The sequence below is a fragment of the Halovivax cerinus genome (assembly GCF_024498195.1).
Taxonomy (GTDB): domain Archaea; phylum Halobacteriota; class Halobacteria; order Halobacteriales; family Natrialbaceae; genus Halovivax; species Halovivax cerinus.
Genome location: NZ_CP101824.1, coordinates 87,110 through 100,180, shown reverse-complemented (window position 1 = coordinate 100,180; position 13,071 = coordinate 87,110). Strand labels below are relative to the sequence as shown.

Here is a 13,071-nt window from a genome sequence, read left to right as displayed (position 1 = left end):
ACACGACGGTCCAGACCATGCCTGCGAGCGCGGCCGGCCTCGTCGGGGGCCACCACGCGTCGGTCACCGGCGGCCGCCAGGCGACAGTCATTGTGGCCACCATGTCACGGTCAACGTGGTCACCATGCGACAGTCTCCAGCGGTCACCATGCGATAGTCGGCGTGACCGTCAAGCGATGGTCACCGGCGACGGTCACCTGTGTGTGCCGTGTCTCGATGCCGAGCGCCGCCGGGCGTCACTCGTCGGTGTGCTCGTTCAGGAACCCGCGAAGGTGGTCGTTGACCGCCCTCGATCGCTCGATCTGGGGAAGGTGGGCCGCGCCGTCGATCGGGACGAACGCACCGTTCGGGAGGGCGTCGGCGAGCCGCTCGGCCGATTCGACCGGGACGACGGCGTCGTCGGTGCCGTGGACGACTGCCGTCGGCGTCGTTACCTCGTACCCCCAGTCGGTGGCGTCGAACTCTTCGAACGCGGCGAGCTGGTCGCGCGTGGCGGCGGCGTCGGCGTCGCCGTCGCGGCGCCAGTCGACGATCCCGTCGACGACGGCCGGCTGGGCGGCGCGAAAGTCCGCAGAGAGGAGCGCTTCGGTGGATCGGCGGAAGGCGTCACCATCGCTCGCCACACCGTCGCCCTGGCTCGTTTCGTCACGATCGACGACGAGTGCGCTCCCGTCGAACGCCGTTTCGTCCGCTGGCGTCCCGACGACTGTGACGGTCTCGATGCGCGTCGACGCTCTCGCGGCTCGCAGCGCGATCGCCCCGCCGAGGCCGGCGCCGACGACGTGGGCCGCCCTGGCGTCGACGGCCGCCAGGATCGCCTCCAGGTCCGCGACGAGCGTCTCCATCGCGTACGGCCCCGGCGGTCGCTCGGACCGGCCGGTTCCGCGGAGGTCCCAGACGACGCTCCGATACGGTCCGGCGACGGCCCGGTGTTGCCACCCCCAGGACCAGCCGCCGAGGCCGGCCTCCGTGACGAAGACGACCGGCGGTCCCTCGCCGTCGACCGCGTAGTGCAGCGTGGTGCCGTCGGTCGAGACGGTCTGCATGGCCGGGGCTACGTGCTGGCGACCGACGTGAATTTCGATCCGATCTCTCCAGTCGATTGGCTCGGGTCGGACGGCTCACTGTCGATCGTTTTCGCTCAATCGTCGCCGGTCGATTGGCTCTACTCGAACGGCTCACTGTCGGTCCCGATGGGTCTCGGTCCCGATCGATCACCAGAGCTGCGCCCGGGGCGTCTCGCAGTCGTCACAGAGGACTGCCCGGTTGCCCTTGTAGGTCCCGAGTACCAGCGTGCCGTCCTCGCAGTGCGGACAGCGATCGCCGCGTAACCGGTGTAAAACCCCGTCTGTTTTCGGTGCTGCGTTCGCCATATCGCTACACCTCGCCTGACCGACCGATACCGGTTGGCCCTGTGTATGCAACCCCTGGTGGCGCTCCCAGTTCGACAGGTCGAGGGGCGAGACGCCCACGTACTGTGCATCGAACCCGACCGCCATCGCGCGTCGTCCGTTCGAGCGGACGGCCGTCGATGCCATCGTACCGCCCGTGCCGGGCGTCGACAGAAGAACGTCATCACTGGGCCGTCGTCGTGCTCACACCGGATCCGCGCAGTCGTGGAGTGCGACTCGACCCGGCCTCCCCGCGGCCGGTCCAGTGCGCCGAACCGAACGCGGTGCCGACGGGGTACGTTAGTCTTTCGATCGTACAACGGTCACTCGTCTGTCCTGTCGGTGAGAATCGAACGAGGGAATCGACTCGGATTCGCCGGGACTGGGGCGGATTCGCCCGGATCCGGGCGTCGAGCCGGCCCTTTATATGCTTCGGCTGGACCGAGCGGCGGGTGCAATGCGACGACAGATCACGATACTCACGACGCTCGCGCTGGTCGGTGGCATCCTCGCCGCTGCCACGCTGACCGGCGCGCTGGCCTCGCCCGCGGGGGCGATGGGTCAGACCGACACGATCGAACAGCCCGCAGCGACGACCGCCGCGACGAGCGGCGATACGATCGCCGACGCGTCCGGAGACGCGACGCACGACGCCGATACGACGACCGACGGAGACCCGGTACTGCGCTGGTACTCCGTCGACGACCCGACGGTCACGGCGGACGAGCGCCTCGGCCTCCAGGCGCTGTACCAGGGGTCGGGCGAGGGACCGTCAGCGGTCGACGTCGCGGTCGACGTCGACGGAACCGACCACGAGCTCGGGCAGGCGACGGTCCACCCGGGCGAGGAGACGGTCGCGTTCGAACCCACCGACGTCGGTGCGGCGGCGGACGTCGACATCTCCTGCGAATTCGGCTGGAACGAGGACGACGGCTGGTACCTCCACTGCGAGATCACGTTCGACGTCGCGGCCCTCGAGGACGTCGACCACGAGCACGGGGACGCCTACGAAGTGCGCCTCGGCGATAGCGAACCGACGTCGGTGCTCGTCGCCGACGACCTCTCCACGCTCGACGACGGACTCGTCGCGCTCGACTATCGGGTCGAGGATCGTGTCCTCCACGGCGAGCAGCCGCTCGAACTGCGGCTCGCGTACGCCGTCGGCGGCGACGAGCCTGCCGCCAGGGACGTCGTCGCCAGTCTCGACGGCGACCGACGCGAACTCGGCCGGTTGTCGGTCGACCCCGAGACCGACGGCGTCGACTTCGAGCCCAGCGAGTGGCTACAGGAAACTGGCGACCATCCCGAAGAGCCGTACTGCTGGAGCGGCGCCCCGACCGACCCCCAGCTCGTCAGGTGTTATATGGAACTCGGACCCCTCTCTGCGGCGGAGAACGAATCCGACGGGTCGGATACTGTCGACGTCGGGGTCGACGATCTCCAGCCGACGTCCGTCACGGTCGAGCCGGACGGCGATGAGCCGGTCCTCGCACAGCCGGCCGTCGGCACCCTCGTGTGGACGGGCGACGACTGGGACGACGACATCGCCGAACTGCCGTCGTACTGTTACGATTACGTCCCGATGGGCCAGTTCGCCTGGTGTCCCGTGAGCCAGCACGCCTTCCTCGACGAGTACGACCCGCTCGACGACCCGTCGGGCCCCTGATCGCACTATCGACTGCGCTGGCGCTGGCGACGCCGTTCGGCCCGCCGGCACGACGAATCCCTGCGGCCGGGCGACGCTCGGGCCCGCCGCGGTGTGGACGCGTTTGTGCGGTTCGACACCCGATTTTCCGAGAAACCGGCCCCGACGGCGGTGCCGGCGTCGACCGTCCGCGCTGCAGTCGCTCACGCCGAGGCGACGATCGACACGACGCTGTACTTCACCGAGGAGCGCAGGCCGACGCCGTCGATCGCGATCCGATCGGCGTCCAGCCCCTCGCGCAGGACCCGGTCGGGATCCTCGCCGCGTTCCAGGGCGCGAACGACGCGGTAATCGGTGTGGACGCGAACCGTCGGATCGTCCATCGCGCCGCCTTCGATCCGCTGGGCGTCGCTCCCGGCGCGATCGACCCCGAATCGCACCGTGGTGCCGTTGGCAGCCCGGACGTGGAGTTCGATCCGCTCCGAGCGAAGTTCCGCGACGTACCAGCGCTCCGTCACGCCGAGCTGGGACATCGCCGCCGCCACGTTCGAGGTCGACACCGGCGCCGTCCGAATCGGACGACCGGCCCCTTCGACCGTCTCCACCGCGTCGGCCGTTCGCGACCGTAGCGAATCGAGACGACCTGACAGCGCTTCGATCCGCTCGTCGAGGCGGTACCCGGCCCGGACGTCGCCGGGGAGGCCCGCCGCAGCCGCGTCGACGGCGGTCAGGTGGGCGTCGACGGCGTCGGCCTCGAACCCGACCGCGGCTTTCCTGGCAGTGACGGTTCCCGTACCGACGCGGCCGTTCGGGCCGGACGCGTCGCGCGAGCGGTATCGCCGTTCGAGTGCCGTCACCCGCCGCTCGACGGCGTCGACCTCACCATCGACGATGACCCCTCGTTCGGCCGTCGACGTCGATTCGTCGAGGCGCACCGCGAAGTCCGCGCGGTCGACGTGCCCCCGGATCGACGCCGCCTGTCCGGCCGTGTTGGCCGCGAGCTGCGCGCCGGGTTCGAGGTCGTCGACCGGGGCGTCGGCGCCCGACGGCTGGAATCCGCCGTCGATCGTGTCGGTAGGCGACGGATCGCCCGAAGATGGCTCGCCGGCGACGCCGATCGCGCCGGCGGTCGACGGCGCACGTCCGACGTCGGCCGCGTCGGTAGGCATCGCGACCGCCGCGACGAACGCCTGTCCGCCGAGGAGGCAGACGATCGCCAGGACGAGGACGGCGCGTCGATACGCCCGAATCGAACCGCGCGCGGCTCCACCGGGATCGTTCGCGTCGGAGCCCGTCCCGCCGGTTCGGCCCCGGCTCATTCGTCGTCCCCCGTCTCTTCGTCCGCAGCCCGATCGGGGCGGTCGAGGGCGACCTCGGGGAGCGCCAGCACGTTCTCCCGCCCGAGGCGGTAGACGGACACGGCGTCCGCCGCTCGAAGCTCGCCCACGACCTCGCTGGTCTTCGTCTCCGACCACCCGAAGGCTGCGACAACGTCCTGCTGTTTCACCCGGCCGCCGCGCGCTTCTACGAGTTCGAGAACGCGCTCTTCGTTGCTCAACAGGGGTTCGGGATCGGTCCGATCGGCCGCCGGGAGATCGCCGTCAGCGGTCCGAGCGGTGTCCGGAGAATCGCCGTCAGCAGTCCGATCGGCCCCTGGGTGATCGGCCTGTCGCGACCGGTCGGCGACACGTGAGCCGTGATCGCTCGACGCTGTTTCGGTCTCGGGGTCGGCGTATGCCGCGCCGTGGGGCGTCTCGGTTGCCTCCTCGCGCTCTACTGGCCCCTCGGTTTCTATTGGACCCTCGCTCTCGGTTGCGCTCTCCCTTTCGATTGGCCCTCCGGTCTGGGTTGCGCCTTCGGTCCGGTCCTGCGCCGCGTCGGGCGCTCGGTTCGTGCGCCGGCGGCGCACGACGATCGCCGCGCCCAGGCCCCCGAGCACGGCGCCGATCGTGGCGACCGTCAGGACGGCATCGTTACTCCGCGGTGCGGTGTAGTCCGGTCCGAACGAGTGCGTCTCCGAGGCCAGGACCACCCGCGGTTCGCCGCTCGCGAACTCCAGCGGACCGCGCCAGACCGCCGCATTGTCCCGCGTAGTCGTCGAGTTCGGGGCGAGGTCGACGGGCTCGGTCGCCGCGGGCCAGCCGATCACCAGCGTCGTCACGTCGTCTAAGAACAGCCCGGCGAGGGCGTCGCCGGCGCGGAGCGTCTTGCCGGTCGCGGCGAAGCCGTGCCACCGGAACTCGTAGGCGACGACGCCGTACTCCTGTGGCAGTCGGTCCCGGTGGGCCTCGACCGCGACGTTCTCGACGACCATCGCGCGCCCCGTCTCCGCCTGCGCCGTCGTCGCCATCGAGCGGATGCTGTCGGCGAACGGATCGCGAAACGCCGATCGGTTCTGCCGGAGCTTCCGGCGAGTGCGCTCGAACCCGGCCGTCGCGTTCGGATCGTCGAGCCGAACGCGGTGCTCGACGCGCCAGTTCGCGGTCCCCTCGGTCGTGAGGTCGATCGAGAGCACGATCGAGTCGATCTCGACGGCCTCGTACGTCACCCCGGGAAAGGCCGGGTCCCCGGTCTCGGCGACCGTCGCACTCGCCCCGGCGGGGGATCGCACGGCGTCGGCGTCCGATACCGATCCCGCCCCGTCGGCCATCGCCGGCCCGACGGCGACCCAGCTCCCGCTGGCGAGGAGAATCACGAGGCCGGTGACCACCCACGACCGGTGTGCCATCAGATTTGCGTACCGTCACGCTACTTCGAAAAATATATTTCGATATTCGATAGTCTCAACGCGTCGTCTTATCGAAACTGGGTCATCTCGATCGACCATCGAGGTCCGACGCATTCGGCCAGCGAGGGTCGACGCATCCGTTCGTCGAGGGCCGTCACATTCGTTCATCGAGGCCGGCGCTCCCGGTTCGAGTGTATCGGAGTGTATCGTCTTGTCCTGTCGTCGAGCGCCCTCCGGTACCCCTGCGCCCGACATCGCCGCACCTATGCGTCGTCCTCGCGGAGGCATCCTATGCGCCAGTTCGTCTGTCTCGCTCACGAGGTGCCGACGACGCCGTCGTTCTCGCTCGACGATATAGCGGGCGGCGCCGGTCGCTTAGACGCCCTCTGCAGATCGCTGACGGCCGCCCTCCTCCGGTCGCACGGGATCCGCGAGGACGTCCGCGTCCACCTCGTCCTGCAGGACGAACTCACGATCACCGTCGACGGGGGCGCGGTCCGCCGGCTGAACCCGGACGAGCGTTCGACGGCCGCCCGCATCAAGACGGCCCTCGAACACCGCGACGAGGCCATCGGCGCACTCCCTGCCGAACCCAGTCCGGGCTTCGAGGTCTATCGACGCGGTTTCGAGGCGACGCTCGACGCCCTGGACGACGACGCGACACTCGTCCACCTCCACGAGGACGGTGACCCGCTCGTCGACGGCCCGCTGCCCGAACACCCTGTCTTCGTCCTCTCCGATCACGGCGACTTCACCGCGGCCGAACGCGACCTCCTCGAAACGCGCGCCGACCGGCGGGCTCGCCTGGGCCCGCTCGCGCTGCACGCCGACCAGGCCATCACCGTCGCCCACCACGCACTCGACACGGACGGGTACGCGGAGTGGTGATCTGAACCCCGAATTTCGGCACAGGGAGTCTGTGCGGTAGTGTTTGACCGATCCCTCGAGTGGAAAGGCGGCCGGTGCTGGGACCTAGCTCTCGGCTTCGGGCACGTCGCCGAACGCCCCGCCCGTCGATGTAGGTGGCGGTAACGAACACTGCTCCGTCGACCAGGACGGGCTGTGTACTCACGAACGAGTGGAGTTGCTGCTCGAACGCGTAGTGCCAGCGCAGGTCTCCCGAGTCGCGATCGAACGCGCTGATCGTGTCCTGCTTCGGGGCGTATTCGGGGTCCTCGACCGGGAACACAACCGTTTCGTTTCCGACGCAGAGTCCGCCCGTGTAGTCCACTGGTACGTCGATGTGCCATCGTTCCGCGCCGGTCTCTCCGTCGAGCGCGACGGCACCGGAGTACTCGGTGGTGACGAACACGGTCCCGTCGTCGAAGGCGACCGATACCGGGGCATCGGCCCTGTCCGTGCCGAACGATCTGAGTTCGCGCAGTCGGTCGCCGGTGTCCCCGTCGTGGACGACCAGCGTTCCGTCGTCGGAGACGATCACGCCCACCGGGCTGGCGACGGGTGCGACCTGCTCGGGTGTGTCCTCGAGCTCGCGCCGCCAGCGTACCGATCCATCCGCCAGCGAGAGGGCGACGAGAGACGGCGTTTCGTCCACGTCCCCGACGACGTACGCGTGCCGGTCGTCTATCGCGGGCTCCCGGGCGAGGTAATCAACCGGGTCGCTTTGCCAGCGTCTCGCCCCGTTCGATGCCCGGTACGCCTCGATACCGGCGATGGAATCGACCAGCACGGTCCCGGTGGCCTCGTCTGCTACGACGACGGACAGCGAGTAGCGGTCGATGATCGGTTCCGTCCAGACCCGATCGCCCGTCCGGCGATCGAGCGCGACGAGGTCCGACTCGTAGGGGACGATGCATCGGTCGTCGACGACGATCGTCCGCTCCGCCTCGCTGTCGCCGAGTGCCGTCCGCCACCGCTCGGTGCCGTCCTGTGCGTCGAGTGCGATCGCACTCGCCCCGTCGGTGCGGTCGTAGACCGTCGTGTAGACCACTCCGTCGGAAACCGCGGGTTGGCACTGTGTGTAGTCCTCCAGCGTCCACGCCAGGTTCCCCCGCGACGGCACGGAGACGTCCCGGGCGGACGAATTCGCCCCGTCTGCCCCGTACTGCCTCCACGAACCCATCGGCGTGTTGGGCAGTGGCCTGTCAGGCACGTCCGAGCCAATCAGTGGAAGCCGCGACAGACACCCCGAGAGGACACCCGCGCCGCCGACCGCCGCAGAGAGGTACGATCTTCGGTTCACATTTGGGTGATTAGTGATTAATTTATATGTTTTCTCCTCCACGTGTTCGTCGGACGGAACCAACCGGTGATCGTGAATCCGGTGTCCTGTCTCGTGACCCAGTAGGCAGTCCGAACGGGGATCGCTGGTCGGCGGTCGAGCGTGTCACTCGCCGCGGGCGGACGCACAACGCAATAATTATACGCGGCCGTCGCCACCTGTCGAGTGCGGGCCGGTGGGGTAGCTTGGTATCCTTCGGCCTTCGGGTGGCCGTAACCGCAGTTCGAATCTGCGCCGGCCCACTGGATATAAACCCCTTTTCCCGCATCCTCTGACAGTTAGCGGCCGGTTTAGGGGGTGGTCTGCGTGAGCGTGGACCTTTCCGATATCGACCCCGAGATTTTCCGAAAGCGGGTCTTCGTTGCACCCTCGCCGACCACGGATCGAGAGTTTCGGTGTGGGGAGTGTGGTGCGCGCTGTACACTCCTGCTCGACGGTCACTCGGAGGCCGGGCATCACTACTACTGTTCGCGACGGATGGAACGGACGGGATCGTACCGTCGCCCGCCGGTCGCGACCGACGGGGGTGAGCGCCGGTGACGCTGACTCGGTTCGCGTACTGCGAGCGGTGTGACGCTCGTCGCGAGCTCGTCCCTGTCGCTGGTGGCGAAGCGCTCGCCTGCTGTCGCTGCGACGCGATCGTTGGAGGTGAGCGACGGTGACGGGCGAGTTCGTGCGTGCGAGTCGCCTGTTCGACGTCGAGAGTCGGACACCCATAGCCCACCCGGCGACGCAGGCGACTGACCGTGACGTTCGGAAGGCAATCGAGACCACCGAGCGCGAGCTCGTCACCGACGGCGGTACGTGCAGAGACGACACGGACCGCGAGGTGTACTGGGGAAAGCCAGCAGATGCGAGGAAGCCCCACCTGTTCGACGGCGATACCCGGGCAATGTCTCTCTGCCGAAACTGGGGGTTCTACACCACTTACGCGGACGAACCCGTTAATCTGTCTGACCCTCAACCCGGATACGACCTCGATGACCTGTGCGTGAAGTGCCGGGAGAAAGCCCGGTCACTACGCACGGGGACTGACCGCTCCGACGGAGGTCGCCGATGAACACCCGCGACGTTGCCTTGGTCTTCGCGGTCGTGTTCGGGTCCATCTGGTTGGGACTCACCGGGGGATCTATCCTCGGCGTGTTCGACTCGGACGAGGCGGCGGACACCGGTCCGAACGTGACTGTGTGGGCCGAGGAGCATTACCGAGACAGTTGTCGGGTCCTCGCGAACGTTACTGTCGGGTCTGGCGAGGCTGTTCTGTCGGAGCAGAAAGCTCCGAGCGAACCGTATCCAGCCGAGCCAGCCATTCCCGCCAGACTCGTTCGGGAGGACACTGAGCAGGTTTCTTTAGGGGTTGTTCACGGTCCCGAAAATGTCTCGCTCCGATCGATCAACACGGCCGAGAATCGAATCGGCGACCCGCTGATCTACTCGATCGACACCGAGTGCAACGCGACGATCGTGAGTGATCCGTTCGCCGAGGCGGCTGAACGGGGTGAGTCCGGCCAATGAGCCGCGTCGTCGAGCGCGACGACTGCGAGCGCTGTGGCGAGCCGGCCGCCGCGACGAGCCGCCTGTGTCCCGACTGCGTTCGCGAGGTCCGGAAAGCGCGGGGTGATGTGCTGTGACGGTCTACACCTGTCGAATCTGTGGGTTCGAGACGCAGTCGCCAGTGGGGATCGTCTCACACTCGCAGGTCCACAAGAACTGGTTCCGGTCGCTCGTCGGTCGCGAACCCGAGACCTACGAGGAGGTCGTCGAGTTAGCAAACCAGCAGCCGACGCTTTTCGCGCCGTTCGGAGCCGACCAAACCACGCTCGTCGAATTCGGGGGTGGTGATTCGTGAGCTACCGGTGTACGTGTGGTGCAACCGTTTCGTCGACGCTCGCGACGTTCAACCGTCGCCGGAAGCCGATTTGTCCGTACTGTGGGCATGGGCTTGACGGGGGTGAGCAGCGGTGATAAGCGCGTTCCCGTATATCGGCGGGAAGACTCGACTGGCTCAGTGGGTGATCGACCACCTACCGCCACACACCTGCTACGTCGAGCCGTTCGGCGGCTCCGCGTCGGTACTGCTGAACAAGCCGCGGAGTGACGTCGAAGTCTTCAACGACAAGGACAGCGACGTGGTGACGTTCTTCCGCGTTGCTCGAGAGCAGCCGGACGCGCTGGCCGAGTGGTGCGAGCGCGTCCCGTTCAGTGAGCAGCTGCACGACGAATGGTCCGACCAGTTCTTTGCCGGTGACCGGCCCGCCGATGACGTCGAACACGCAGGCCGCTGGCTGTTCCTTCGGTACAGCCAGTACGCAGGGAAGGTGGCGCGAAAGTCCGGGTTCAAACGCGAGAGTCCGATCGATGAACGCGGCTCGCGGAACGCGCGCAACTGGGTGAACGCGCCGGAGCGGATCGAGACGGTGGCCGATCGGTTCCGGGGCGTGTCGGTCGTCCACGAGGACTACCAGGACGTCATCGAGCGGTACGATTCCCCGGAGACAGTCTTCTATCTCGATCCGCCGTACTATGAGAAGGAGGACCTGTATCTCGAGAGCGCCGACCACGCGGCGCTTGAATGCGCGCTGAGCGGTATCGAGGGCTACGCGTTGGTGAGCTACACCGAGATCCCGCCAGGACTGCACGAGGGCGAGCAGTGGGCTGTTATCGAACGCGAAGCGACCCACTCCGCTGCAGGGAACGGGAAAGCGGTCACCGAGCGCCTGATCACGAATTTTGAGCCGTCGACGGACCGCGAGTTTACCCAGCGGTCGCTGACCGAATCAGCCAGACAAGCGCCCGCCCGAACTGACGGAGGTGAGCAGCCGTGACCCGGTGTTTCGAGTGTTCCGACCGGGTGAACCCACGACTCGCGACGGTGTACGTTCGGCCGGACGAAGGCGTCGGTCTCACCCTGTGCGTGGGCTGCCAGACAGCCTACCCGCGATCCCGTCAGTACAATCCGAGACGGCTACCGAATCGGTCCCGAACGCCGATCGAGGAGGGTGATCTGCCGTGAGCGTCGACGCCGACCGGGACCTGAGCGCCGAGCTCGCGAGTCCGAAGTCGGGCCTCCAGGGTTTCCCCGTCGACGCGATCTGCACCGGTTGCCAGCGGACCCACGTCAAGCAGGTTCGCCCGGAGGACGTCGACGCAGAGATCGGTGTCGATCCGGTGACGCTCGACGCGACGGCACTAACGTCGTTCAAACACGTCTGCCACCGGTGCGGGACGACGACGTGGTGGAACCCGACGGCGGTCCTGACCGGGTTGATCGAGGCGAAGCGGTCCGCGGAGGAGTGACCCATGTCGCAGGTCGCGGACGCCCCGCACGAGAGCCACGGCCGTTGGAAGTGGGACGAGTGGGGCCGCGGGCCGTACACGGCGCTGTCGAAGGTGATGCTCGGACCGCCGTTCGAGGGAGAGATGAATCTCGACGTCGAGGTCGACGGCGAGCCCTGGCACATCTACGTCAAGTATTCGAAATCCGGGTTTGCACCGGCCGAGAGCGACCCGATCGAAGCGACGCGGTTGTACGAGTGGGACATAATCGGTCGCGGACCGGGTGAGTCGAAGTCGACGTACAACATCTCGCCGCGATTCCCGGATATGCGCCACTTCGAGACGGGTGAACCGGTCAATCTCCCGTGGGAGAACCAGTTTGGCGAGGTCGAGGGGGTCGACGTCGAGTACAAACCCTCAAACGTGACGCCCGAGCGATCGCTCGAACTGTTACCCGAGTTCTTTCACGCGATCTTCGAGGAGGCCGGCGAGCCCGTGTATCGCGAGTACTTCCGAGAGCCGCCCCACCCGGAGTACAGCCGCGAGTGGGCGCACGAGCGATACGTGCGCGCTCGCCGAGAGTGGGCCGAGCGGATGGCGCAGTCGGGGGTCCTGCAGAAGGTCACGCACCACCTGGCCGATACCGAGGGTGTGAAGATGACTCTCGATATCGACAACGAGGAGGTCGTGAACCACCAGAATCGTCTTATTCTCCCGCCTTCAGCCGTGAGCGAACTGTTTCCCGGTCACACCTACGGCCGAAAGTTCGAGATCTACCTGCTCGCCGATCCGAACGCGGTGAGTTCGGATCACCCGTCGTACCATCCGAAGGTGGAGGTCCTCGTGAACAAGTCGTTCAACGACGGCGAGTCATGGGCATGGGCCGAGCGTCAGGAAGTCGTCGAGGAGATCGAGGAGACGCTGATGAACTTCCTGGCGTGGGAAGACATACCGTTGAACCCGGACGGGACCGACGTGTACGTCGAAGACGAACACTTCGCGGCTGAGACGCGCGAGGAGCCGGTCGAGATCTACCAGGACCCGACGCCAGGTCTCGAAGCGAAAAGCGACCACCTGCTGGTGACGACGCTTCACGAGATGGGCGACACGGCCGAGGAGGTCGCCGGCACGATCGCGACGGACGGCGGTCAGCGCGTCGACGATCTGGCCGACGAACTCGGAAAGCACCCGGCGACGATCTACCGCGCGATCAAGGAAATGGGTGAGCTCGTCGAACTCGAATCGGGCCACGTTTCGTACCGAGCGCGGAAGTTCCAGGAGGAGATTCGTGCGCTCGTCGAGAGCAGCGTGTACGGGATCGAGAGCACGGCCGACCGACTCCAGCAGGTGATGCACCTGGCCGAACACGTCGCCGACGTCTCGCCGTTCCAGAAGTGGGTGGCCGAGTACGGCGCCGAGATACAGTTCGACGAAGACGGCGATCCGGAGCAGCTGCGAATCGACGGTATCCTCTCGTGGCTGAAATACAGCTCCTACGAGTCCGTCCAGGAGGCCGCGCGGAAGGCGATCGAAAAGTGGCGCCACTCGGGGAACGATCCGGCTGTTCTCCGTGGCGCGATCATGAAGTGGCAGACGCCGGCCGGCGAGACTGAGACGGGTTACATCGGGGCCGTCGCCGACCGCTGAAATCGCCAGCTTAGTGGCAACGCTATTCCGATACTTATTTTCAGCAAGTAGACTTTCATCCAGTTCCGACTATCACAACCTTGTTTGTGTTTGGCCGGTCGCCGGCGCGTCGATCGGCGCGACAGCACCGCGACCCCTGCGG

The 13,071-nt window shown here is 67.1% G+C and carries 14 protein-coding genes and 1 tRNA gene; 10 read left to right on the top strand and 5 right to left on the bottom strand.

Annotated elements, in window-relative coordinates:
- Nucleotides 1-236 precede the first annotated feature (236 nt).
- The gene (locus NO366_RS00560; RefSeq protein ID WP_256532374.1) at nt 237-1,046 is read right to left on the bottom strand and encodes an alpha/beta fold hydrolase; all 810 of its coding nucleotides are present in this window, start codon (nt 1,044-1,046) and stop codon (nt 237-239) included.
- A gap of 168 nt (nt 1,047-1,214) precedes the next feature.
- Nucleotides 1,215-1,538: an HVO_A0556 family zinc finger protein gene (locus NO366_RS18555; RefSeq protein ID WP_256534065.1), complete on the bottom strand. Its 324-nt coding sequence runs from the start codon at nt 1,536-1,538 to the stop codon at nt 1,215-1,217.
- 310 nt (nt 1,539-1,848) lie between these two features.
- Here NO366_RS18555 and NO366_RS00550 point away from each other — a divergent pair, with 310 nt between their 5' ends.
- Nucleotides 1,849-3,057, top strand: a complete 1,209-nt coding sequence (locus NO366_RS00550; RefSeq protein ID WP_256532373.1) for a hypothetical protein — start codon at nt 1,849-1,851, stop codon at nt 3,055-3,057.
- A 182-nt stretch (nt 3,058-3,239) separates the two neighbouring features.
- Here the strand turns inward: NO366_RS00550 and NO366_RS00545 are convergent, their stop codons facing one another.
- Both NO366_RS00545 and NO366_RS00540 read right to left on the bottom strand, forming a co-directional pair.
- Nucleotides 3,240-4,355, bottom strand: a complete 1,116-nt coding sequence (locus NO366_RS00545) for a DUF7096 domain-containing protein (protein ID WP_256532372.1) — start codon at nt 4,353-4,355, stop codon at nt 3,240-3,242.
- Entirely contained in the window at nt 4,352-5,764 is a 1,413-nt protein-coding gene (locus NO366_RS00540; protein ID WP_256532371.1) for a helix-turn-helix transcriptional regulator, read from the bottom strand. Before NO366_RS00540 ends, NO366_RS00545 begins: the two co-directional genes overlap by 4 nt.
- A gap of 291 nt (nt 5,765-6,055) precedes the next feature.
- On the opposite strand from NO366_RS00540, the gene trmY reads away from it, so the two are divergent.
- Nucleotides 6,056-6,652, top strand: a complete 597-nt coding sequence (trmY, locus tag NO366_RS00535; RefSeq protein ID WP_256532370.1) for a tRNA (pseudouridine(54)-N(1))-methyltransferase TrmY — start codon at nt 6,056-6,058, stop codon at nt 6,650-6,652.
- Here trmY and NO366_RS00530 read toward each other — a convergent pair.
- A complete protein-coding gene (locus tag NO366_RS00530; protein ID WP_256532369.1) occupies nt 6,603-7,967 on the bottom strand; it encodes an outer membrane protein assembly factor BamB family protein in 1,365 nt (454 codons plus the stop codon). The genes trmY and NO366_RS00530 overlap by 50 nt on opposite strands.
- Nucleotides 7,968-8,175: 208 nt before the next feature.
- On the opposite strand from NO366_RS00530, the gene NO366_RS00525 reads away from it, so the two are divergent.
- From NO366_RS00525 to NO366_RS00490, 8 genes are all read left to right on the top strand, one after another.
- A tRNA-Pro gene (locus tag NO366_RS00525) sits at nt 8,176-8,248 on the top strand.
- A 294-nt stretch (nt 8,249-8,542) separates the two neighbouring features.
- Nucleotides 8,543-8,668 carry a hypothetical protein gene (locus tag NO366_RS00520; protein ID WP_256532368.1) on the top strand — a complete coding sequence of 42 codons (126 nt, stop codon included), beginning with the start codon at nt 8,543-8,545 and terminating at the stop codon, nt 8,666-8,668.
- The gene (locus NO366_RS00515) at nt 8,665-9,066 is read left to right on the top strand and encodes a hypothetical protein (RefSeq protein WP_256532367.1); all 402 of its coding nucleotides are present in this window, start codon (nt 8,665-8,667) and stop codon (nt 9,064-9,066) included. Before NO366_RS00520 ends, NO366_RS00515 begins: the two co-directional genes overlap by 4 nt.
- The gene (locus NO366_RS00510) at nt 9,063-9,521 is read left to right on the top strand and encodes a hypothetical protein (RefSeq protein ID WP_256532366.1); all 459 of its coding nucleotides are present in this window, start codon (nt 9,063-9,065) and stop codon (nt 9,519-9,521) included. The genes NO366_RS00515 and NO366_RS00510 overlap by 4 nt, the downstream gene beginning before the upstream one ends.
- Before the next feature lie 112 nt (nt 9,522-9,633).
- The gene (locus tag NO366_RS00505; RefSeq protein WP_256532365.1) at nt 9,634-9,855 is read left to right on the top strand and encodes a hypothetical protein; all 222 of its coding nucleotides are present in this window, start codon (nt 9,634-9,636) and stop codon (nt 9,853-9,855) included.
- 112 nt (nt 9,856-9,967) lie between these two features.
- A complete protein-coding gene (locus NO366_RS00500) occupies nt 9,968-10,831 on the top strand; it encodes a DNA adenine methylase (protein WP_256532364.1) in 864 nt (287 codons plus the stop codon).
- A 184-nt stretch (nt 10,832-11,015) separates the two neighbouring features.
- Nucleotides 11,016-11,303, top strand: a complete 288-nt coding sequence (locus tag NO366_RS00495) for a hypothetical protein (protein WP_256532363.1) — start codon at nt 11,016-11,018, stop codon at nt 11,301-11,303.
- 3 nt (nt 11,304-11,306) lie between these two features.
- Nucleotides 11,307-12,929: a DUF7845 domain-containing protein gene (locus NO366_RS00490; protein WP_256532362.1), complete on the top strand. Its 1,623-nt coding sequence runs from the start codon at nt 11,307-11,309 to the stop codon at nt 12,927-12,929.
- Nucleotides 12,930-13,071: the final 142 nt, after the last annotated feature.